At 60.2% G+C, this 20359-nt stretch carries 21 protein-coding genes and 1 other annotated feature; of the genes, 8 read left to right on the top strand and 13 right to left on the bottom strand.

What is annotated here, in order from left to right; translation table 11 throughout:
* Nucleotides 1-59 precede the first annotated feature (59 nt).
* From DWY95_RS11560 to DWY95_RS11530, 7 genes are all read right to left on the bottom strand, one after another.
* The gene (locus DWY95_RS11560; protein ID WP_118553610.1) at nt 60-992 is read right to left on the bottom strand and encodes an ATP-binding cassette domain-containing protein; all 933 of its coding nucleotides are present in this window, start codon (nt 990-992) and stop codon (nt 60-62) included.
* Nucleotide 993: 1 nt separating this feature from the next.
* Nucleotides 994-2046, bottom strand: a complete 1053-nt coding sequence (locus tag DWY95_RS11555) for an ABC transporter ATP-binding protein (protein WP_118553609.1) — start codon at nt 2044-2046, stop codon at nt 994-996.
* 13 nt (nt 2047-2059) lie between these two features.
* On the bottom strand, nt 2060-3091 hold the full coding sequence (locus DWY95_RS11550) for an ABC transporter permease (RefSeq protein WP_118553608.1): 1032 nt from the start codon (nt 3089-3091) through the stop codon (nt 2060-2062).
* Nucleotides 3091-4032, bottom strand: a complete 942-nt coding sequence (locus tag DWY95_RS11545; RefSeq protein ID WP_118553607.1) for an ABC transporter permease — start codon at nt 4030-4032, stop codon at nt 3091-3093. Before DWY95_RS11545 ends, DWY95_RS11550 begins: the two co-directional genes overlap by 1 nt.
* 219 nt (nt 4033-4251) lie before the next feature.
* Nucleotides 4252-4818: a DUF4358 domain-containing protein gene (locus DWY95_RS11540; RefSeq protein ID WP_243082732.1), complete on the bottom strand. Its 567-nt coding sequence runs from the start codon at nt 4816-4818 to the stop codon at nt 4252-4254.
* 182 nt (nt 4819-5000) lie between these two features.
* A complete protein-coding gene (locus DWY95_RS11535) occupies nt 5001-5441 on the bottom strand; it encodes an Lrp/AsnC family transcriptional regulator (protein ID WP_118553606.1) in 441 nt (146 codons plus the stop codon).
* Nucleotides 5442-5825: 384 nt separating this feature from the next.
* On the bottom strand, nt 5826-6725 hold the full coding sequence (locus tag DWY95_RS11530; RefSeq protein WP_118553605.1) for a LysR family transcriptional regulator: 900 nt from the start codon (nt 6723-6725) through the stop codon (nt 5826-5828).
* A gap of 186 nt (nt 6726-6911) precedes the next feature.
* On the opposite strand from DWY95_RS11530, the gene DWY95_RS11525 reads away from it, so the two are divergent.
* Entirely contained in the window at nt 6912-8213 is a 1302-nt protein-coding gene (locus tag DWY95_RS11525; RefSeq protein WP_118553604.1) for an adenylosuccinate synthase, read from the top strand.
* Nucleotides 8204-9157, top strand: coding sequence for an aspartate carbamoyltransferase (gene pyrB / locus DWY95_RS11520; protein WP_118553603.1), 954 nt, complete (start codon nt 8204-8206; stop codon nt 9155-9157). The genes DWY95_RS11525 and pyrB overlap by 10 nt, the downstream gene beginning before the upstream one ends.
* A 65-nt stretch (nt 9158-9222) precedes the next feature.
* On the opposite strand, the gene DWY95_RS11515 is transcribed toward pyrB, so the two are convergent.
* From DWY95_RS11515 to DWY95_RS11500, 4 genes are all read right to left on the bottom strand, one after another.
* Entirely contained in the window at nt 9223-9987 is a 765-nt protein-coding gene (locus tag DWY95_RS11515) for an amino acid ABC transporter ATP-binding protein (RefSeq protein ID WP_097791951.1), read from the bottom strand.
* Entirely contained in the window at nt 9977-10741 is a 765-nt protein-coding gene (locus DWY95_RS11510; RefSeq protein ID WP_118553602.1) for an amino acid ABC transporter permease, read from the bottom strand. Before DWY95_RS11510 ends, DWY95_RS11515 begins: the two co-directional genes overlap by 11 nt.
* Before the next feature lie 106 nt (nt 10742-10847).
* The gene (locus tag DWY95_RS11505; RefSeq protein WP_097791949.1) at nt 10848-11687 is read right to left on the bottom strand and encodes an ABC transporter substrate-binding protein; all 840 of its coding nucleotides are present in this window, start codon (nt 11685-11687) and stop codon (nt 10848-10850) included.
* Between the two features lie 257 nt (nt 11688-11944).
* Entirely contained in the window at nt 11945-12520 is a 576-nt protein-coding gene (locus tag DWY95_RS11500; RefSeq protein WP_118553601.1) for a nitroreductase family protein, read from the bottom strand.
* Between the two features lie 213 nt (nt 12521-12733).
* Between DWY95_RS11500 and DWY95_RS11495 the strand changes: the two genes are divergently transcribed.
* Nucleotides 12734-13327: a hypothetical protein gene (locus DWY95_RS11495; RefSeq protein ID WP_147365970.1), complete on the top strand. Its 594-nt coding sequence runs from the start codon at nt 12734-12736 to the stop codon at nt 13325-13327.
* Nucleotides 13328-13366: 39 nt separating this feature from the next.
* Here the strand turns inward: DWY95_RS11495 and DWY95_RS11490 are convergent, their stop codons facing one another.
* Both DWY95_RS11490 and DWY95_RS11485 read right to left on the bottom strand, forming a co-directional pair.
* A complete protein-coding gene (locus DWY95_RS11490) occupies nt 13367-13837 on the bottom strand; it encodes a threonine/serine exporter family protein (protein ID WP_118553599.1) in 471 nt (156 codons plus the stop codon).
* A complete protein-coding gene (locus DWY95_RS11485; RefSeq protein WP_118553598.1) occupies nt 13834-14628 on the bottom strand; it encodes a threonine/serine exporter family protein in 795 nt (264 codons plus the stop codon). The genes DWY95_RS11490 and DWY95_RS11485 overlap by 4 nt, the downstream gene beginning before the upstream one ends.
* 390 nt (nt 14629-15018) lie before the next feature.
* Nucleotides 15019-15291: a binding site (T-box leader), on the top strand.
* A 116-nt stretch (nt 15292-15407) separates the two neighbouring features.
* Between DWY95_RS11485 and DWY95_RS11480 the strand changes: the two genes are divergently transcribed.
* The 5 genes from DWY95_RS11480 (at nt 15408) to metA (ending at nt 20356) form a co-directional block, all read left to right on the top strand.
* Entirely contained in the window at nt 15408-16316 is a 909-nt protein-coding gene (locus tag DWY95_RS11480; protein WP_118553597.1) for a MetQ/NlpA family ABC transporter substrate-binding protein, read from the top strand.
* A 30-nt stretch (nt 16317-16346) separates the two neighbouring features.
* Nucleotides 16347-17360: an ATP-binding cassette domain-containing protein gene (locus tag DWY95_RS11475; protein ID WP_118553596.1), complete on the top strand. Its 1014-nt coding sequence runs from the start codon at nt 16347-16349 to the stop codon at nt 17358-17360.
* A complete protein-coding gene (locus tag DWY95_RS11470; protein ID WP_118553595.1) occupies nt 17357-18013 on the top strand; it encodes a methionine ABC transporter permease in 657 nt (218 codons plus the stop codon). Before DWY95_RS11475 ends, DWY95_RS11470 begins: the two co-directional genes overlap by 4 nt.
* Nucleotides 18014-18126: 113 nt before the next feature.
* Nucleotides 18127-19401 carry an O-acetylhomoserine aminocarboxypropyltransferase/cysteine synthase family protein gene (locus tag DWY95_RS11465; RefSeq protein WP_097791941.1) on the top strand — a complete coding sequence of 425 codons (1275 nt, stop codon included), beginning with the start codon at nt 18127-18129 and terminating at the stop codon, nt 19399-19401.
* Nucleotides 19402-19420: 19 nt separating this feature from the next.
* Nucleotides 19421-20356: a homoserine O-succinyltransferase gene (metA, locus tag DWY95_RS11460; protein ID WP_097791940.1), complete on the top strand. Its 936-nt coding sequence runs from the start codon at nt 19421-19423 to the stop codon at nt 20354-20356.
* Nucleotides 20357-20359 lie beyond the last annotated feature (3 nt).

Here is a 20359-nt window from a genome sequence, read left to right as displayed (position 1 = left end):
CAAAAGTCAAGAAACAAAGGGTGAACAATGCCCCAACAGCCTAAAAGATTTGAGAGAGTTTACAATTCGCGGATCCACTGTGCGGCTTCGGCCGCATTGCAGAGCACGAAGTGATTGGGCCGCAGCTCCTGCCACTGCGGGGGATCGGCGGTGTAATCGTGCATGGCGGGGTCGTAGACCAGCAGCTTTTTCTTCCGCTCCAGCCGGGGATTCGGCATGGGGATGGCCGAAAGCAGGCTGCGTGTATAGGGATGGATGGCGTGATTCACCAGCTCTTCGGCGTCGGCCAGCTCCACGATGTCGCCCTTGTGGATGACGGCGATGCGGTCCGAGATGTACCGCATGACGGACAGGTCGTGCGCGATGAACAGGTAGGTGATGCCGCGATCCTTTTGCAGATGGCGCAGCAAGTTGAGCACCTGGGCGCGGATGGACATATCCAGTGCAGAGATGGGCTCATCGGCGATGATGAACTCCGGCTCCACGATGAGGGCGCGGGCGATGCCGATGCGCTGGCGCTGGCCGCCGGAGAACTCGTGCGGGAAGCGGGAGGCAAATTCGGGCAGCAGGCCGACATCCAGCAGCGCCTGGCGGACTTTTTCTTCCCGCTGGGCAGCGGTCAGGTCGGGCCGGACGTTCATCAGGCCCTCGCCGACGATGTAGCTCACCTTGGCGCGCTCGTTCAGGGAGGACTGCGGGTCCTGGAAGATCATCTGGATCTCCTTGATGACCTGCTGGTCCAGCGCGTGGGAGATCTTGCCGTTGATCTTCTGACCCTTGTACAGGATCTCGCCGCCGGAAGTGGGCAGGATGCGCATGATGGCACGGCCGATGGTGGTCTTGCCGGAACCGGACTCGCCCACCAGGCCGAACGTCTCGCCCTTGTAGATCTTGAAATTGGCGCGGTTCACGGCGCGGTAGGCTTTTTTGCCGGAACCATAGGTCACTTCGAGGTCTTTGACCTCCAGAAGCGTTTCACGTTCCTCTGCCATGTTACATCCCCTCCTCTTTCAGCAGGCGGACCGCCAGCGGCGGCTCCACCTTGGGTGCCCGCGGGTCCAGCAGCCAGGTCTTGGCCTTGTGGGTGGGGCTGACCTCAAAATACGGCGGGCGCTTGACGAAGTCGATCTTGAGCGCCTGCGGGTTGCGGGGCGCAAAGGCGTCGCCGTGGATCTCGGTGAACAGGTTCGGCGGGGTGCCCTGGATGTTGAACAGGTCCTCGCCCTTGATGCCCATCTGGGGCATACTGGACAGCAGTGCCCAGGTGTAGGGGTGGCGGGGGTCGTAATAGATCTCGTCCGAGGTGCCGATCTCGACGATGTCGCCTGCATACATGACGGCTACCCGGTCGGCGATGTTGGCCACGACACCGAGGTCGTGGGTGATGAGAACGATGGTCAGGTTGTACTTGACCTGCATCTCCTTGAGCAGCTGTAAAATCTGTGCCTGGATGGTCACGTCCAGCGCGGTGGTGGGCTCATCGCAGATCAGGATCTGCGGGTTGCAGGCCACCGCAATGGCGATGACGACGCGCTGGCGCATACCGCCGGAGAACTCGTGCGGGTACTGGCCGAAGCGGACCTCCGGGTCGGCGATGCCGACATCCCGCAGGTATTCCAGCGTCTTCTCTTTGGCGGCCTTGCCGCGCAGGCCCTGATGCAGCTCCACGGCTTCCATGATCTGGTCGCCGATGGTCTTCAGCGGGTTCAGGCTGGTCATGGGGTCCTGCATGATCATGGCGATCTCGTGGCCGCGCACCCGGAGCCAGTCCTTTTCCTTTTTCAGGTCGGACAGGCGGATGGGCTTTCCGTCGTCGGCACCGAAGTAGTCGATGGTGCCGCTGGAAATGGAGCCGTTGGCGTCCAGCAGGCCCATGAAGCTCTTGGTGAACACGCTCTTGCCCGAACCGGACTCGCCCACGATGGCGAGGACCTCGCCGTGGTAGATGTCCAGGTCGATGCCGCGGATGGCGTGGAGCGCTTTTCCACGCAGGTTGAATTGGATGTTCAAATCCTTGACCGAAAGGATCAGCTGATTCTTTTCCATCTTCTGTCCCTCCTTACTGCATGTGGTTCTTCGGGTCGGCAGCGTCCGAGAAGGCGTTGCCGATGAGGTAGAACGCGATGGTGACAAAGCTCAGGATGATGGTGGGGTAGAGCAGCTGATACCGCAGGCCCGCCTGCATCATGACCTTGCGGCCGTCGTTGATGAGGTTGCCCAGCGAGGGCGTCTCCACCGACAGGCCCAGACCGATGTAGGTGATGAACACCTCGCTGCCGATGGCGGCGGGGATGGTCAGCGCCATGCGCAGCATGATGACCGACACCAGATAGGGCAGCAGGTTGCGCAGCACGATGCGGGAGGTGGGGGTGCCGATGCAGCGGGAGGCAACGTTGTAGTCGCGGTCGCGGATGATCAGGATCTGGTTGCGGATGAAGCGCGCCATGGCGATCCAGCCCGTGAGCGACATGCCCAGAATCAGCGTCTGGATGCTGGGGGAAGCCACGTAGGAGATCAGGATCAGGATGATGGTGGAGGGGATGTTGTCGCAGATGTTGTACAGCTCGGTGAAGAAGAAGTCGAGCTGGCGGACATAGCCCCACAGCACACCCACGGTGATGCCCACCACGGCCTCGATCATGGCCACGAAGAAGGCGATGGTCAGGCTGGTGCGGGCACCGGCCCAAATGCGGGCCCACAGGTCCTGGCCGATGGCGTTGGAACCCCAGATGAAACCCTGCTGGCCGGGGGCGATGTTGCGGTACTGGATGCCGGTGGCGGGGTCCACCTCACAGAGGTTGGGGTCCACCTGGCCGGGCAGATGGGGCTGCATGAAGGCAAAAGCCACCACGGCCACCAGCGCGATGAGGAGCGCCACGGCCATCTTGTTCTTGAAGAAGGCGCGGAACGTGCTGCCCCAGTAGCTGTAGTTGGAGTAGGCCGTTGCCTCGGCCTGCTCTTCGCTGAAGCCGGCAGGGGTGAACAGCTCGTCTTCCGGCAGGCTGGCCCAGACAGCGGGGCCGTCCTTTTGCAGCTTGTTCAGGTCGTTTTCCAGCACAGCTGCCTTCTGGTCTTTCATGTGGAACAGCATTATCGGCCACCTTCTTTCTTGCCAAAGCTGATGCGGGGATCGATGAGCACCATGAGCAGATCGCCCAGGATGAGGCCGATGATGCCCACGCAGGCGTAGAGCAGCACGATGCCCTGCACCATGGTGTTGTCGTGCCGCTGCACACAGGTCACCAGCAGGCCGCCCATGCCGGGGATGCTGTACAGGCTCTCGATGTAGATGGAGCCGACGACGGTGTTCAGGAAGGCCGACGGGATGTACTGCACCAGCGGGACCATGGCGTTGCGGAAGATGTGGTGCAGTGCGATGTTGTTTTCGCTCACGCCCTTGGCCAGTGCCAGGCGGACGTAGTCCTTGTTGCTCTCATCCACCATGTAGCGGCGCAGCCACATGCCGTAGAAGGCCACGTTGCCCAGGCTCATGGAGCAGATGGGCAGCACCCAGTATTTCCAGTTGGAGGCATCGAACAGCAGGCCGACGCCCAGCGCGGTGGTGCCATACATCTGAATATACAGATAGTACACGGCGGCAGGCACGGCCTGGATGAGCACGATGATGGCCGTGCCGATCTTATCCGGCCAGCGGTTCTTGAACCGGCCCATGAACAGGCCCATCGGGATGCCGATGACCAGACTCAGCAGCATGGAGAAAACACCCATCTGCACCGAGATGGGCAGCTTTTTGGCTAGGATGCCGGTCACAGGCGCATTGACCTTATAGATATGGCTGACGCCGAGGTCGCCGTGCAGTGCATTCCACCAGAACCGCCCGATCTGCACCGGCAGCGGGTCCAGCAGGCCCATGGACTGGAGGCCCGCCTGGATCTGAGCCTCGGTCATTTTTTCGTAGTTTGCAAAGTAGCCTTCCACGGGCATCAGCCGCAGCAGGCAGAAAACGAGCGTCACGATGACGAACAGGGTCAAAATCGAGCGCCCGATGCGTTTTGCCAGATATTTCAGCATATCTGTGCGCACCCCTCTTTCGTTTTTAGCGTTCCGTCTGCGTGGCAGACACACAGCGGATAGGAATAGAATACATCAAAAAACCACTTTTGGAAAGTGATTTGGAGGGATTTTGAAAAAACTTTTTGCACAGAGTGCCCATTTGACCCATTTTGCGGAAGAAAATAAAACACCGCGCCCCCAAAACAGAGCGCGGTGAAAGCGGGAAGGTGGAGGAGCTTATGCGGCCAGCGCCGTTTTGATGGCGTTCATCACGGCTTCGGGGTTCTCGCAGCAGACGAGAATCACCTCGCCGGTGGGAGCAGTGGAGATATGAGATGACGCGGCAATCTGGTACTGGTCTTCCAGATAATGCTCCATGCTCTGCATCTGGCTCTGGACGTAGGCATCCAGGGCTTCGAATACGGCCTGTTGTTTGCCCTCGGCGGGCTTGACGATGGCGATGCCGTAGCTCTGCACCATCATGCCGGAAACGGAGGCGGCAAAGTCGGTGTACATGTCCTCTTCGAGGTTCAGCAGGGGGAGCAGCATGTTGCGGATCTCTTCGTCCAGCTGGGCGGCGTCATAGCTGTCGCTGTAGCCGTACTGGGCGGTGAACTTGCCGTCTTCGCCGGGGGAGAAGATCATATAATATTCGTTGTCTTCGTCCGGGCGGGCGTCGTGGAGGATCTTCGTGTAGTCTTTGGGGGCAGCGTCGGCCTTGTCGGACTTGCTGCAGCCCGCCAGAGCGAACAGAGCGGCCACAGCCAGCAGGGCGGCGAGGAGGCGTTTGGTCATGGACTTCATAGGCTGGATTCCTTTCGTTGCAAACAGTGTGCGGGGAGTCCCCGCGCGTATCGTTAGGATGCCCGCTCCGCGCCGGTCTATGCGGGCGGCGGAAGGGCCTTGTACCGGATATACGAACCGCCGGGGCAAAAAATTGCATTCGGTCCCGGCGGTAGATGAAATATTTTATGGGATGGGTGGTCTTACAGCATCATTGCTTCCAGGTCGCCGTGGTTGACGGGGGTGGAAAGGATGATCTGGGTACTGGTGGTGCCCAGCTTCTGGAACTGTAAAATGAGGTGCTCCAGCTGGGGCATACTGCCGCAGCTGACTTTGATGAGGAAGGTGTAGGCACCGGTGACGTGGTAGCATTGCAGCACTTCCTTGCTGTTCTGCATCAGTTCCACCAGCTCGTCCCGGTGGCTGGGCGTCACGGACAGGCTGATGAGGGCGTCCACGTAGACCCGGTCGGCCGGGCGGTTGAGCACTACGGTATAGCCGCTGATGATGCCGTCGATCTCCAGTTTGTGGATGCGGCTGGAAACGGCGGGGCTGGTCAGTGCGACCTGCTCGGCGATCTCCTTGACCGGCATCCGGGCATTTTTGGCGAGCAGGGAGAGAATCTTGCGGTCTAAATCATCCATGGGGAAGGTCTCCTTTTTTGAAATATGTTGGAATCCATAAAAATTTTTGAAAGTAAAGTTTTAATGTTGTAAAAATAGCACAAACATCGAAAAGAAGCAGAAAAAATCTGACTGTGTTAATTATATAAAGTTTTGACCAAAATGTAAAGTGCAAAATTAAAGCAAACGGCAAAAAATTTGTTTGACAAGAAAAGAAAAATGGGTATAATACATATCGCAGGGAGCAAACGGCAAGAATGCTGTGCTCCTGCCACTGAAAATGCGATTCCCAACTTTATATACTTTCCCACCCCTCTATACACAAAAACCCGCTGCCAGGCGGGTTTTTGTGTTTCTGGGGCTTTTTTGCGTTCCGCGGGAACAAAAGAGTGCGGGTGCATTTTTTCAATGCGCCTCTTCCGGGCTGGTCAGCAGCTTCTGGAACTTGCGCGCAGCGGTGTTCAGCGGGCGGTGGTGGTCGTAGACCAGGCAGATGGAGCGCTGGGGGATGATCTCCCGCAGATGGAGCTGGACGATCTCGCCCCGCGCCAGCGGCTCGGCCGCCATGGATTCCGGCACAAAGGCAAGGCCCAGCTCGCTTTTGACCAGCGTGAGCATCTGGTCGGTGGTGGCGGCCTCGGTGTCGGGCCGGAGCACCGCGTCGTGGTCGAGGAAGAACTGCCGGTAGAAGCTGCGGGTCGTGCTCTCGTCGCTCAGGGAGATGAGCGGGTAATTTTCCAGTTCCTTTAAGGAGAGGTTCTGGCTGGCCAGGGCCGTGAAGGTCCTGCCGCCCACCAGCACTTCGTAAAACGGTTTCAGCTCCACCCGCTTCAGCCCCGGTTCCACCTCGGCCGGGGTGGAGACGATGGCAAAATCCACTTCGCCGTTTTTCACGGCCTGCATCGCCTGCGGGGTGGAGTGGTTCGAGATGCGCAGCCGGATGCCGGGGTATTCGGTGTGGAAGTCCCGCAGCTTTTCGGAGAGGTAGATGTTCAGGGCCGTCTCGGTGGCGCTGATGCTGATGGCACCGTGCTCCAGCGTGGCGCTGGCGCTCAGCTCCTCCTCGGCGTCCTGGATCTGCACCGCCGCCGATGCAATGCGGGAATAGAGCATCTCGCCCTCCGGCGTCAGGGTCACGCCCCGGTTGGAGCGGATGAACAGCACGCAGTTCAGCTGGCTTTCCAGCCGGTTCATCGAGTGGGTGATGTTGGGCTGGTTGTTGCCCAGCACCCGCGCCGCCTTGGTGAAATTCTGGTATTTTGCAACATAATAGAAGATCTTGTAGTATTCCCAGTCCACGTACATGAGATGTTGCCCTCCTCCATGTAAAAATCATATTGCAACCATGTGCAGGATACGTTTTACACATTCTTTTCCTGCTCGTATAATAGCACTGCAATCGAAAATTGCAAGAGGAAATCTGAAAAAACTACGGTCTGCCCACCAGAGCGCAGACCATTGGGAACAACAAAAAGAAGGTTATAACAAATCATGCTGACCGCTGTTACTGGAATCAATTGGGGCGATGAGGGCAAAGGCCGCGTCATCGACCTGCTGGCCGAAAACGCCGATGTCGTTGCCCGCTATCAGGGCGGCAACAATGCCGGGCACACCGTCGTCACCGAAAAGGGCAAGTTCATCCTGAACCTTCTGCCCTCCGGCATCCTGCACCCGGATGTCACCTGTGTGCTGGGCACCGGTATGGTCATCGACCTCGACCACCTCTCGAACGAGATGCAGGCCATTGAGGCCCGCGGCGTGGAGATCGGCCCCAAAAATCTGAAGCTCTCCGACAAGGCCACCATCTCGATGCCCTGGCACAAGGTGCAGGATGGTCTGGAAGAAGACCGCCTGGCCAAAAAGGGGAGCGCCTTCGGCTCCACCCGGCGCGGCATCGCCTACGCCTACAGCGACAAATACCGCAAAAAGACCCTGCGTCTGGGCGACCTGCTCCATCTGGACGAAGAGCGCACCCAAAACCGCCTGCACATGATCCTGGATTCCAAGAACATGGAGCTGGCAGGCTGCTATCATCAGGAAAAGATGTCCTATGACGCGCTGCTGGACTGGTGCAGGACCCAGGCCGAGCGATTCGCACCGTTCATCTGCGACGTGGGCGCCTTTTTGCAGCAGGCCCACGACAGCGGCAAGCGCATCGTGCTGGAAGCTCAGCTGGGTGCCATGCGGGACATCGACTACGGCATCTTCCCCTTCACGTCCAGCTCCAATACGCTGGCCGCCTATGCGCCGCTGGGGGCCGGCATCCCGAATTGTCGGCTCGACCATGTGGTCGGTGTGCTGAAAGCCTACTCCACCTGTGTCGGCGCAGGCCCCTTCGCCGCAGAACATGCCATGGATGAGGACTGGAACGAGCAGCTGCGGAAGGCAGGCGGCGAATACGGTGCGGCCACCGGCCGTCCCCGCCGTGTCGGCCCCTTTGACTGCGTGGCCAGCCGCTACGGTCTGGCCTGCCAGGGAGCGGACAAGATCGCCCTGACCAAGCTGGACGTCCTGAGCAGCATGAACGAGATCCCGGTCATCACCGGTTACAAGCTGGACGGTGTAGAAGTCCCCCGCTTCGACACGCTGTCTGACCTGGACCGGATGGAGCCGGTCGTCACGATGCTGCCTGGCTGGAACACCGACCTCTCCGGCTGCAAGAGCTGGGACGAGCTGCCCAAAGAGGCAAAAGGCTATGTGGCGTTCCTCGAAAAGCAGCTGGACCACGAGATCCAGTTTATCTCCACCGGTGCCGAGCGTGAGAAGTTCGTGCTGAAAGGAGAATGGCTGTGAGACATTTCATTGAGCCGAACAGCTTTTCTCTGGACGAGCAGCTGGCCCTCCTCGACCTTGCCGACCGGATGGAGGCAGACCCCGCACCCTATGCCCATCTCTGCGACGGGCGCATTCTGGCAACGCTGTTCTATGAGCCGTCCACCCGCACCCGGCTCTCGTTTGAGTCGGCCATGCTGCGGCTGGGCGGCAAGACGCTGGGCTTTGCCGGGGCGCAGCTGTCCAGCGCCAGCAAGGGCGAGACGGTGGCCGATACGGCCCGTGTCGTGAGCAACTATGCCGACATCATTGCGATGCGCCACCCCAAAGAGGGCGCACCCCTGCGCGCATCCCTGTATGCGCGGGTGCCCGTCATCAATGCAGGCGACGGCGGGCACGCCCACCCCTCTCAGACCATGATCGACCTGATGACCATCCGCCAGCGCAAAGGGCGGCTGGACCATCTGACCATCGGCTTCTGCGGCGACCTCAAATTCGGCCGGACGGTCCACTCCCTGACCGCTGCGCTGAGCCAGTTTGAGGGGAACCGGTTCGTCTTCATCTCGCCGGAGGAACTGCGCATCCCGCAGTACGTCAAGGACGAGACGCTGACGCCGCTCCACCAGACCTACAAGGAGACCGCCGACCTCGAAGCCGAGCTGCCCACCCTCGATGTCCTCTACATGACCCGCATCCAGCAGGAGCGCTTCTTCAACGAGGAAGATTACCTCCGGCTGAAAGGCTGCTACTCCCTGAATGCAAAGCTGCTGGAGCAGGCTCCGGCTGATATGCCGGTGCTCCACCCGTTGCCCCGCATCGACGAGATCAAGCTCGATGTGGACAACGACCCCCGCGCCGCCTACTTTGACCAGGTGCACAACGGTGTGTATATCCGCATGGCCATCATCCTGGCCCTGCTGGGCATCCCGGACCCCCTGACGGGAAAATCGGTGCTGAATGCCTGAGCAGGCAGCAGGAAACAAAAAAATCTCCGCGCAGCTGCGCGGAGATTTTTTTGTTGAAAGCAATGTTACAGCATCTTGGACAGGAACGCCTTCAGGCGGGGATGCTTGGGGTTGGCAAACAGCTCCTGCGGGGGCTCGTCCTCCTGGACTTTGCCGTCGTCGATGAAGATGACGCGGTTGGAGACCTCGCGCGCAAAGCCCATCTCATGGGTGACGACCAGCATGGTGATGCCGGTGTGGGCCAGCTCCTTCATCAGCTCCAGGACCTCGCCGACCATTTCGGGGTCCAGCGCGGAGGTGGGCTCATCGAAGAGGATGACGTCCGGGTCCATGGCCAGGGCACGGGCAATGGCGATGCGCTGCTGCTGGCCGCCGGACAGGCTCTTGGGGTAGGCGTCGGCCTTGTCGGACAGGCCGACGCGGGCCAGCAGCTCTTCGGCGCGCTTGTCCGCTTCCTGCTGGTTCTTCAGCTTCAGCAGGGTGGGGGCCAGGCAGAGGTTCTGCTTGACCGTCAGGTGCGGGAAGAGGTTGAAGTGCTGGAACACCATCCCCATCTTCTGGCGGACGGCATCAATGTGGCTGTCATCGATCTCGACGCCCTCAAACTTGATGGAGCCGCCGGTGGGGATCTCCAGCCGGTTCAGGCAGCGCAGGAAGGTGGACTTGCCGCAGCCGGAAGGGCCGATCAGGCAGACCACGTCGCCGCGGTAGATGTCGATGTCGATGCCCTTCAGGACATCGAGGGTGGGGGTGGGCTGCTTTGCGCCCTTCTTCTTGTCGCCGCCGTAGGTCTTGGTCAGACCGCGGACTTCCAGAATCTTATCGGTCACCTTGAGCCATCCTCCTCTCAAACTTCGTCAGCAGCCAGGTAAACAGCATGACGAGGAACAAATAAACAAGTGCAACGCCGCACAGCGGGAACATGGCCTCGTAGGTGCGGTTCATGATGCCCTGGGCCGCATACAGCACCTCCTTGCCGCCGATGACGGTGATGAGCGAGGTATCCTTGAGCAGGACGATGAACTCATTGCCCAGAGCCGGCAGCACGGCGCGGATGGCCTGCGGGATGATGATGACCACCATGGTGGTTATGTAGTTCAGGCCCAGGCTGCGGCCGGCTTCCATCTGGCCGGGGTCCACAGCCATCAGGCCGCCGCGGATGATCTCGGATACATAAGCGCCGGAGTTGATGCCCAGCGCCAGCGCACCGACCATGGTGAAGTTGCGGCTGTTGGCAAAGATGACCATGCTCATGATGAGCAGCTGGACCATCATGGGGGTGCCGCGGATGATGGTGGTGTACACCTGGCAGATGGCGTTGAAGAAGCCCAGCACCGGGTTCCTGCGGCCGGAGCGCTGCTGGTCGTGGGCCACACGGACCAGTGCGACCACGCTGCCCAGCACCACACCCAGCGCCAGTGCGATGGCCGTGACCAGAAGCGTGGTGCCCACGCCCTGAACGTACTGCATCCAGCGGTCCTTCAGGATGAACGCCTGATAAAATTTGTAGAAGAATTCCTGCCCGAAGCTGAGCTTCGTGCCGCTGTTGAGCAGCTCTTTCAGCAGTTCATATTGTGCGGCCATTCGCATCCTCACTTTCCTGTTTTGTCAGATTTTTGTAACCTTCTTTTTCCAAAAAAGGGGAGGGGCTCTCTTGGAGCTTCCTCCCCGTGGTGCACGGTCGCGCTGATCACTCAGCGGTGATGTACTTGTCCACGATGGACTGCAGGGTGCCGTCAGCCTTCAGCTCTTCCAGAGTAGCGTTGATGGCATCTTCCAGAGCAGAACCCTTTGCCATGCCGATGGCGTAGTCTTCCTCAGCATAGCTGGTGTCCAGAATGACCAGACCGGGGTTGGCAGCAACGAACTCCTTGGCGGGAGCGTTGTCGATGACGACAGCATCCACCTGGCCGTTGTTCAGAGCCTGCACAGCGGTCAGGCCGTCGTCGTAAGCCACGACGTTCTCATCGCCGAAATCATCGGAGCAGTAGATGTAGCCGGTGGTGCCGCGCTGGGTGCCGATCTTCTTGCCGGCCAGATCATCGGGGGTAGCGATGTCAGAGCCTTCGGGAACGATGATGGACTGGATGCCGGTAGCATAGCTGTCGGAGAAGTCCATGACGGCCTTGCGCTCGTCGGTGACGGTGACGCCAGCCATGACGATGTCGGCCTTGCCCTGCTGGACGCTCAGCAGCGCAGCGTCGAAGTCCATGTCGTCGATCTGAAGCTCCAGACCCAGCTTCTCAGCAATGGCCTGTGCGGTGTCCACGTCGATGCCCTCGAACGCACCGGTGTCGGTGGTCATCTCATACGGAGGGAAGGCAGCGTTGGTGGCCATGGTCAGCTTGCCGGCCTCAACGGTGGTCAGCTCAGCAGCAGCGCTGGAAGAAGCTGCCTCGGAGGAAGCAGCGGCAGAGCTTGCAGTGGAAGAAGCGGTGCTGGAAGAGGAACCACCGCAGGCGGTCAGAGCCAGAGCGGCAGCGGTCAGACCAGCGGCAGCCAGGAAGCTGCGACGGGTAATCTTTTTCATATTCAAACACTCCTCGATCGATTGTATAATCTTTCATCTCTCTGCGGCGATGCGATTCATCGAAACATCAGAGAACGGGTCTAGTATAGATTGCACAAATAAAAAAGTCAAGTGTTGTGCAAAAATTCGATAAAAATGAAACCGTTTTGAGAACACTTATGCAATCATACCGGGAAAATGAATGAATATATGCAAAAACCTCTCTGTCATGGCTCCGAGCCGGCAGGCTCAACGGAGAGGTTGTACGAAGAGAGACCTTACAAATACCGTGCGATCTCCTCAGCACTCCGCTTCGGCACACAGTAGTCCTTCTGGCCGTCCAGATAATACTTCATGCCGGTCTCCCCGGTCAGGGGGACGATGTGGGCTTCGTGGGTGGGGTAGCCGAACGCCACCATAAAGGCCAGCTTTTCCGGCTCCTTGATGTGGAGCAGCTCGGTGAGGGCGAGCTTGTTGATGGCACCCATGATGCAGCTGCCCACGCCCTTGTCCCACGCGGCCAGCGTCATGTTGGCCAGCGCGATCCCGGTGTCGGTGTTCAGGTCGCCGGGGATGGCAGTGTCCTGCACGACGGCTATATATAAAGTGGGCATCTCGTCAGCTTTTGGGGTGCCCTGCTCCGGGGGCAGATAGGCGGCCCACTTGACCAGCGGCTGGACTTCGGCTACATCTTCGGGTTTGTTCACGACCACCAGACGCACGGCCTGACGGTTGGCTCCGCAGGAGGAGAGGCGGACGGCTTCGATGATGTCCTCCACCACATCCTGTGGGATGGCTTTCTGTGCAAAGCGGCGGTAGGTGCGGCGGGTGAGAAGTTTTTCCATAACAGACATGAGAGCGTCTCCTTTCGATCGTTCTGAGAACAGTATAGCGCGAACGGCCTGCCTGCGCAAGCACCGGTTAAAAAGGAACAATTGACAGTGTTTTCCACCAAATGGTATAATGAAGGCACGAAAAACAGCGTGAAAGCGAAAAACAGACCGCATTTCACCGTGCAGCTCTGCCAGACCGGCAGGGAGAAAGGAACTGCTATGAGAAAACGAATCATGAAAACGCTCGCAATGCTGGGGCTTTCTGTCTGCATCCTGGTGGGCGGGGCCGTATCCGGCGTTGCAGAGGAACCGGCCCGGAAGGAGTGCAAGGAGAACGAGCACAAGTGGAAGACCTTCGTGGAGTATCGTGAGGACTGTGTGCCTACCGACTTCACGCTGGAGGGAAAGACCTTCACCCTCTGCCCGCACTGCGGCAAGGAGGGCAGAAAAGACCCCGTACAGCGCCTGACCAAGGTGAAGAACACCTTCTCGAACTTCTCCAACCTCGAAATCTATGAGGGCAGCCTGCAGGACGGCCCGAAGGTCATGACGGTGGCCTTCTATTACCAGACCTGCATGAACAAGGTCGTCTGCACCAAGTGCGGCAAGGTCAAGAGCAACACGGTCGTCACCGATGCCCGTGTGATGGACTCGGACGTCACGGCGAACATCGAGCTTCCGGCTTCTGCGGTGCAGGGGTACACCCTGCAGCAGGTCCATGCCGATGGAAGCAAGACCCCCGTGCAGGTCAGTTACAGTGAGAACGGTCAGAAGGCGTTCTTCCAGCTGAACATGGCAGGCGGCGCACAGCTGCTGCTGCTCTCCTGATGAACAAAACGCTCCGGCATTGAGCCGGAGCGTTTTTGTTCATTTCCTGGGGCGGGTCTTGAGGCGGGGCAGCGGAAGCCCCAGCACCAGCGCGATGCCGATGGCAAGGGCCACGGCGATCTTGAACGTCGAGATGCCGTTGGCCAGAGCCAGAGCGTTGTTGCCCTGGATGAAGTAGTAGGCGGTGTAGTAGATGCCGGCACCGGGCACCAGCGGGAAGATGCCGGCCAGCAGGAAGATGGTGACCGGCGTTTTGAGCACGATGGCGAAGATGCGGGCCAGCAGCGTCAAAGGGATGACGGCCAGCAGCGAGGCGGCAAAACTTTCCAGCCCGAAGAGGACGGCCAGCTCGTAAATGAACCAGCCCATCGCGCCGACAAGGCCGCAGTAGGGCAGGGTGCGCTTAGGGGAAGCGAAGAGAACGGCAAAGCTCAGGGTGCCCGCCCCGGCGATGAAGAACTGGGCCACCAGCTGGCCGATCTGCTCACTCGTCAACAGAAGTTCCGTCATGCGGCCACCACCCCCGTCCATGCGGCATAGGCCCCCAGCACCAGACCGGTGCCGATGGCGATGCTGGCTGCGATGAGCAGCGCGTCGATCATCCGGATGGTGCCGGAAAGATAATCGCCCTGCACAAAATCCCGGATGCCCATGGTGAACGCGATGCCGGGCGTGAGGATCATCAGGGTGCCGATGATGGCATGGCTGGCCTCGGTGTGGAGCAGGTGGCAGCCCAGAATGCAGAGGATGGTGATGAGCGAAGCGGTGGAGATGGTGCGGAACCCGCCGCCTATGGGGTGCCGCCCGCAGAACAGCAGATAGGCGTTGGCCGCACAGCCCGCCACCGCAGCGACCAGCGCGGCCTGAAGGGTGCCGCCGAAGATGAGCGCGAAGCAGAACGCGCCCGAAAGCCCGGCCAGAAGCTGCACCCGGCCCTTCGGGAAGGGAATGTTCCGCGCCTGCACCAGGCGGCTCTCGGCTTCGTCGATGGTGGTCACGCTGCCCTCTGCGATCTGACGGGACAGCTGGTTCACCGCAGCCACCCGGCCCAGATGGGTCGTGCGGGTGGGTACGTTGCGCACCTCGCTGATCTCGGCCGTGCCGGCACTGGCAAAAATGCCGTTGGTCAATACATATACATGAAATTCCCGCAGATGGAAGCTGCGCGCCATGATCTCCATGGTCTGCTCCACGCGGAAGACCTCCGCGCCGTTTTCCAGCAGCGTCTGCCCGGCCGCCATAATGAAATCCATGATGCGGCGGCGCTCTTCTGCGTCGGGATACAATTCCCTGCCGTTCATTGCGTCTCTCCTTACTGTGCCGCAAAGGGCATACGTTCTTGATTTATAAGATAGCATGTCTTGCCCTCTCAGTCAACGCCTTTGGCGTTGCCAGCTCTCCCGCAGGGCGAGCCACTGGCGAACCGGTCTTGGCCGTGCTGACTGCACAGGTCCATGCTGCCGGAAGGCGATGGGCCTTGCTGCTCAGGCAAACGGCTGCTGGCAATGAGGACAGGTCCCGGCCGTTCAGGAGCCGCAGGCGGCAGTGCGCAGGTCTGCCCGGCCTGCCAAGGGCTCTCCCTTTGGGAGAGCTGGCCGCAAAGCGGCCTGAGAGGGTATTCCCTACCAAAAAACTTCGTTGAAAGGGTTGACAAATGCCGAAAAGGGGATTAGAATAAAACCAATATCACAAAAATGGCTGTGAAGAGAAGAGTAGGTTTTCGCATTGATCCTTCCAGAGAGCCCGGTCGGTGGAAAAGGGCAGGAAACAGGGAACCGAAAATGGTCTCGGAGCTGCGGGGGCGAAGCGCAAGAGTGCTAAGCCCGCGACGGGAGCGCCCGTTACAGCGTCCGGCTGTAAGCAGTGGGAGGAGAAAGCCGCTGCCGCAGCATCGAGGCCGGGCCCGTGAGGGCGCGGTGAACCAAGGTGGTACCACGGAAGTTTTATGCGCTTTCGTCCTTGTGGGCAGTTGCCCGCTGAGGACGGAGGCGCTTTTTTCGTACTTCCGGCTGCACAAGGCGCAGAAAAATGTGCTGCGCAGTGCAAAAAAATTATGGAACAACAAGAGAGGGAAAACATTATGTCTAAGATTTCGCGTCGTGATTTTCTGAAAGTGACCGGCATCGCTGCCGCTGCAGCTGCCCTGACCGCCTGCGGCGGTTCTTCTTCCACCGCAAGCTCCGCTGCCGCCTCTTCCGAGGTGGTCAAGAAGCTGGATAAGATCAGCGTGGCCGTGCCCAACGACACCACCAACGAGGCCCGCGCTCTGGCTCTGCTGGAGAAGAACGGCTTCTTCAAGGTCAAGGCGGATGCCGGCCTGACCGCCACCAAGAACGACATCGAGGAGAACCCGTTCAACGTCAACATCGACGAGGTCGAGGCTGCACAGGTGCCCAGCGTTCTGCAGGATGAGGACTACGCCGTCATCAACTCCAACTACGCCATCTCTGCCGGTCTGAACCCCGTGGAGGATGCACTGGCCATCGAGGACGGCTCTTCTGCTTACGTCAACGTTCTGGTCTGCAAGGACGGCAATCAGGAGTCCCCCAAGATCAAGGCTCTGGCCGCTGCTCTGGAGAGCCAGCAGGTCAAGGACTTCATCGATGAGAAGTATGCAGGCTCCGTCGTCTTCGTCGTGGAGAACCCCACCGACGGCTACGACTCCACCGTGGACTACGATGCACTGAACGGCGAGACCGTCAGCTGCGCCGCAACGCCGGCTCCCCACTGCGAGATCCTGGAGATCTGCAAGGACATCCTGGCCCAGAAGGGCATCACCCTGGATGTTCAGGAGTTCGATGACTACATCCAGCCCAACAATGTCGTCGAGGACGGCCAGATCGACACCAACTACTTCCAGCATCAGCCTTACCTGGACGACTTCAACCAGGAGCACGGCACCCATCTGGTCACCGTGGCCGGCATCCACGTCGAGCCCATGGGCATCTACGGCGGCAAGCAGAGCGACCTGTCTCCCATCGAGGGCTAAGCTCTCCATCTGATTCAAAGGAGCATTTCCGTGATCGAGATCAAACATCTTTCCAAGACCTTCCAGATGAAGGACGGCGCGGTCAACGCGCTGAGCGATATCAACCTGACCATTCCGGATGGTTCCATCTACGGCATCATCGGCATGTCCGGTGCGGGCAAATCCACGCTGGTGCGCTGCATCAACCTGCTGGAACGCCCCACCGAGGGCAGCGTCGTCATTGACGGCGTGGAGATGGAAACGCTTTCGCCCGCCGAGCTGCGCGCCCGCCGCCGGGAGATCACGATGATCTTCCAGCAGTTCAACCTGCTGATGCAGCGCAGCTGCCTGAAGAACATCTGCTTCCCCATGGAGCTGGCCGGGGTGAAGAAGGCCGACGCCGAAAAGCGCGCCCATGAACTTCTGGAGATGGTGGGCCTGCCCGACAAGGCCAACGCCTACCCGGCCCAGCTGTCCGGCGGCCAGAAGCAGCGCATCGCCATTGCCCGTGCACTGGCGACGAATCCCAAAGTCCTGCTCTGCGACGAGGCCACCAGTGCGCTGGACCCCAACACCACCCACTCCATCCTGACCCTTATCAAGGACATCAACCGGAAGCTGGGCATCACGGTGGTGGTCATTACCCACCAGATGAGCGTTGTGGAAGAGATCTGCGATCACGTTGCCATTCTGGACGGCGGCGTGGTGGTCGAGCTGGGCGAGGTGAAGGAGATCTTCGCCAACCCCAGGACCGCTGCGGCCCGGCGTCTGGTGGCACCCAACGGCGGCAGTGCGGCCCGTGACTTGTCGAGCTTTGCGCCGGACGACCATGTGGTCCGCGTGACCTTCAACGGCTCGTCCGCCGCAAAGCCGCTGGTGGCGAGCCTCGCGGCAGAAAAGGGCATTCTGGTCAGTGTGCTCAGCGCCGATACCCGCGACCTGAGCGGCCAGTGCTACGGCAGCATGCTGCTCAAGCTGCCCAAAGACACAGAAGAAGCAAAACAGGCGGCTGCCTACATGCGCAGCCAGCCCGGTGTGACGGTGGAGGAGGTGACCGGCGAATGAGCATTGCAGATTATGGGTTTGCCATCTGGGAGACGTTCTATGTGACGGTGCTCTCCACGGCCTTTTCGCTGGTCATCGGTCTGCCGCTGGGCGTCCTGCTCGTGGCCGGGGATAAGGACGGCGTTCTGCCCCTGCCCGGCTGGCTGATGCACCTGCTGAATATCATCATCAACATCCTGCGCAGCGTCCCGTTCCTGATTTTGATGATCTGCGTCTTCCCGCTGACCCGCCTCATCGTGGGCACGACGGTCGGCACCAAAGCCACCATCGTGCCGCTGGTGGTCGCGGCCTTCCCGTTCGTGGCGCGTCTGGTGGAGACCAGTCTGCGCGAGCTGGACGAGGGCGTGGTGGAAGCGGCCCAGAGCATGGGCGCAACGCCGTTCCAGATCATCACCAAGGTCATGATCCCGGAGTGTCTGCCGGGCCTCATTTCCAGCATGACCACGGCCCTGACCACCATTCTGGGCTACTCGGCCATGTCCGGTGTCATCGGCGGCGGCGGTCTGGGCAAGATCGCACTGTCCTACGGCTACTACCGCTACCAGACGAACATCATGATCGTCTGCGTCATCCTGCTGGTGCTGCTGGTGCAGGTCTTCCAGACCGTCGGCACCCTGTGGGCCACCCGGAGCGATAAGCGGCTGCGCAAGTAAAAAAAGCTGCCCTTCGGCAGGGAAAAATTTAACGTTTCAATTCCCCGCCGGAGGTCTGTCTTCCGGCGGGGAATTGTGCTATTCCGACCAACCCAGTAAAGGAGTATGTAACAATGAACCGTGATACCATCTGTGTGCAGGGCGGTTATACGCCCGGCAACGGCGAGCCCCGCCAGATCCCCATCATCCAGTCCACCACCTTCAAATACGCCACCAGCGAGGATATGGGCAAGCTGTTCGACCTGGAGGCCGACGGCTATTTCTATTCCCGTTTGCAGAACCCCACCTGCGACCTGGTGGCCAAGAAGATCTGCGAGCTGGAGGGCGGCACGGCCGCGATGCTGACCAGCAGCGGTCAGGCCGCCAACTTCTTCGCCCTGTTCAATCTCTGTGAGGCGGGCGACCACATCGTGGCGTCCAGCACCATCTACGGCGGCACCTTCAACCTCATCTCCGTCACCATGAAGAAGATGGGCATCACCGCGACCTTCGTAGACCCGCTGTGCAGCGAGGAAGAGCTGGACGCCGCTTTCCAGCCCAACACCAAAGTCGTCTTTGGCGAGACCATCGCCAACCCTGCCCTGACCGTGCTGGACATTGAAAAGTTTGCAAACGCCGCACACGCGCATGGGGTGCCGCTCATCGTGGACAACACCTTCCCGACCCCGGTCAACTGCCGCCCGTTCGAGTGGGGCGCGGACATCGTGACCCATTCCACTACCAAGTACATGGACGGCCACGGAGCGGTTCTGGGCGGTGCCATCGTGGACAGCGGCAGATTCGACTGGATGGCCCACGCCGAAAAGTTCCCCGGTCTGTGCACCCCGGACGACAGCTATCATGGCATCACCTACGCCGAGCGCTTCGGCAAAGAGGGGGCCTTCATCACCAAGGCCACGGCCCAGCTGATGCGCGACTTCGGCTCCATGCAGTCGCCCATGAACGCCTACATGCTGAACCTCGGTCTGGAAAGCCTGCATGTCCGGATGCAGCGCCACTGCGACAACGGCATGGCCGTGGCAAAGTTCCTGGAAGCACACCCCAAGGTGGCGTATGTGAACTACTGCGGTCTGGAGTCCAGCCCCTACCATGCGCTGGCCGAAAAGTACCTGCCCAACGGCAGCTGCGGCGTGGTGTCCTTCGGCCTGGCCGGCGGACGCGAAGCCGCCAGCATCTTTATGAAGTCCCTGCGTTTGGCCGCCATCGAGACCCATGTGGCCGACGCCCGCACCTGCTGCCTGAACCCGGCTTCCAGCACCCATCGCCAGATGACCGACGAGCAGCTGAAGGCTGCCGGTGTGCCGGCCGAGCTGGTCCGGATGAGCTGCGGTCTGGAAAGCAGCGAGGACCTGATCGCGGATATCGCACAGGCACTCGACAAAATCTGATCCCGAAGGAGAAATCGTCATGCCCCTGATCATCCCCAAAACGCTCCCCGCCTACGACGCCCTCTATGAGGAGAATGTCTTCGTCATGCACCGGGAGCGGGCGGCCTCCCAGCACATCCGCCCGCTGGAGATCCTGATCCTGAACCTGATGCCGACCAAGATCGCCACCGAGACCCAGATCGCCCGGCTGCTGGCCAACACGCCGCTGCAGGTCCACATGACGCTGCTCCAGACGGCCAGCCACGCGGCCACCCATGTCTCCACGGCGCATCTGGAGGCCTTTTACAAGACCTTCGATGAAGTGAAGAACAACCGCTACGATGGTATGATCATCACCGGCGCACCGGTGGAGACGATGGCGTTTGAACAGGTGGATTACTGGCCGGAGCTGTGCGAGATCATGGACTTCAGCGAGACGAATGTCTACTCCACTTTGCATGTCTGCTGGGGCGCACAGGCGGGCCTGTACTATCACTACGGCGTCCGGAAGGAGATCCTGCCCCAGAAGATGTTCGGCGTGTTCGAGCACCGGGTCACCCGCCCGTCGAACCCGCTGGTCCGCGGCTTTGATGAGGTGTTCTACGCCCCCCACAGCCGCCACACCGGTATCTCCCGTGCGGATGTGGACCGCTGCGAAGCACTGCGCATCCTTGCCGAGAGCGACGAGGCCGGGCCGTTCCTCATGAGCACCGAAAACGGGCGGCAGATCTTCGTGACCGGCCACCCGGAGTATGATAAGTACACGCTGGATGCGGAGTACAAGCGGGATGTGGCAAAGGGCCTGCCCATCGCCATCCCGAAGAACTACTACCCCGGCGATGATCCGGAGCAGCCGCCCCTCTTCCGCTGGCGCGCCCATGCGCACCTGCTGTATGAGAACTGGCTGAACTATTATGTCTACCAGAACACGCCGTATGACCTGGGGGCCATGGAGCGGGTGAAACACGAAAAATAAGAG

The organism is Faecalibacterium sp. AF28-13AC (assembly GCF_003478405.1).
Taxonomy (GTDB): domain Bacteria; phylum Bacillota; class Clostridia; order Oscillospirales; family Ruminococcaceae; genus Faecalibacterium; species Faecalibacterium prausnitzii_E.
This window is presented reverse-complemented; position numbering and strand designations above follow the sequence as displayed.

Coding starts and splice junctions, on each gene's coding strand:
- DWY95_RS11560 (WP_118553610.1), bottom strand. CDS start 992: ATGGCAGAGGAACGTGAAACGCTTCTGGAGGTCAAAGACCTCGAAGTG.
- DWY95_RS11555 (WP_118553609.1), bottom strand. CDS start 2,046: ATGGAAAAGAATCAGCTGATCCTTTCGGTCAAGGATTTGAACATCCAA.
- DWY95_RS11550 (WP_118553608.1), bottom strand. CDS start 3,091: ATGCTGTTCCACATGAAAGACCAGAAGGCAGCTGTGCTGGAAAACGAC.
- DWY95_RS11545 (WP_118553607.1), bottom strand. CDS start 4,032: ATGCTGAAATATCTGGCAAAACGCATCGGGCGCTCGATTTTGACCCTG.
- DWY95_RS11540 (WP_243082732.1), bottom strand. CDS start 4,818: ATGAAGTCCATGACCAAACGCCTCCTCGCCGCCCTGCTGGCTGTGGCC.
- DWY95_RS11535 (WP_118553606.1), bottom strand. CDS start 5,441: ATGGATGATTTAGACCGCAAGATTCTCTCCCTGCTCGCCAAAAATGCC.
- DWY95_RS11530 (WP_118553605.1), bottom strand. CDS start 6,725: ATGTACGTGGACTGGGAATACTACAAGATCTTCTATTATGTTGCAAAA.
- DWY95_RS11525 (WP_118553604.1), top strand. CDS start 6,912: ATGCTGACCGCTGTTACTGGAATCAATTGGGGCGATGAGGGCAAAGGC.
- pyrB (WP_118553603.1), top strand. CDS start 8,204: ATGGCTGTGAGACATTTCATTGAGCCGAACAGCTTTTCTCTGGACGAG.
- DWY95_RS11510 (WP_118553602.1), bottom strand. CDS start 10,741: ATGGCCGCACAATATGAACTGCTGAAAGAGCTGCTCAACAGCGGCACG.
- DWY95_RS11505 (WP_097791949.1), bottom strand. CDS start 11,687: ATGAAAAAGATTACCCGTCGCAGCTTCCTGGCTGCCGCTGGTCTGACC.
- DWY95_RS11500 (WP_118553601.1), bottom strand. CDS start 12,520: ATGTCTGTTATGGAAAAACTTCTCACCCGCCGCACCTACCGCCGCTTT.
- DWY95_RS11495 (WP_147365970.1), top strand. CDS start 12,734: ATGAAAACGCTCGCAATGCTGGGGCTTTCTGTCTGCATCCTGGTGGGC.
- DWY95_RS11490 (WP_118553599.1), bottom strand. CDS start 13,837: ATGACGGAACTTCTGTTGACGAGTGAGCAGATCGGCCAGCTGGTGGCC.
- DWY95_RS11485 (WP_118553598.1), bottom strand. CDS start 14,628: ATGAACGGCAGGGAATTGTATCCCGACGCAGAAGAGCGCCGCCGCATC.
- DWY95_RS11480 (WP_118553597.1), top strand. CDS start 15,408: ATGTCTAAGATTTCGCGTCGTGATTTTCTGAAAGTGACCGGCATCGCT.
- DWY95_RS11470 (WP_118553595.1), top strand. CDS start 17,357: ATGAGCATTGCAGATTATGGGTTTGCCATCTGGGAGACGTTCTATGTG.
- DWY95_RS11465 (WP_097791941.1), top strand. CDS start 18,127: ATGAACCGTGATACCATCTGTGTGCAGGGCGGTTATACGCCCGGCAAC.
- metA (WP_097791940.1), top strand. CDS start 19,421: ATGCCCCTGATCATCCCCAAAACGCTCCCCGCCTACGACGCCCTCTAT.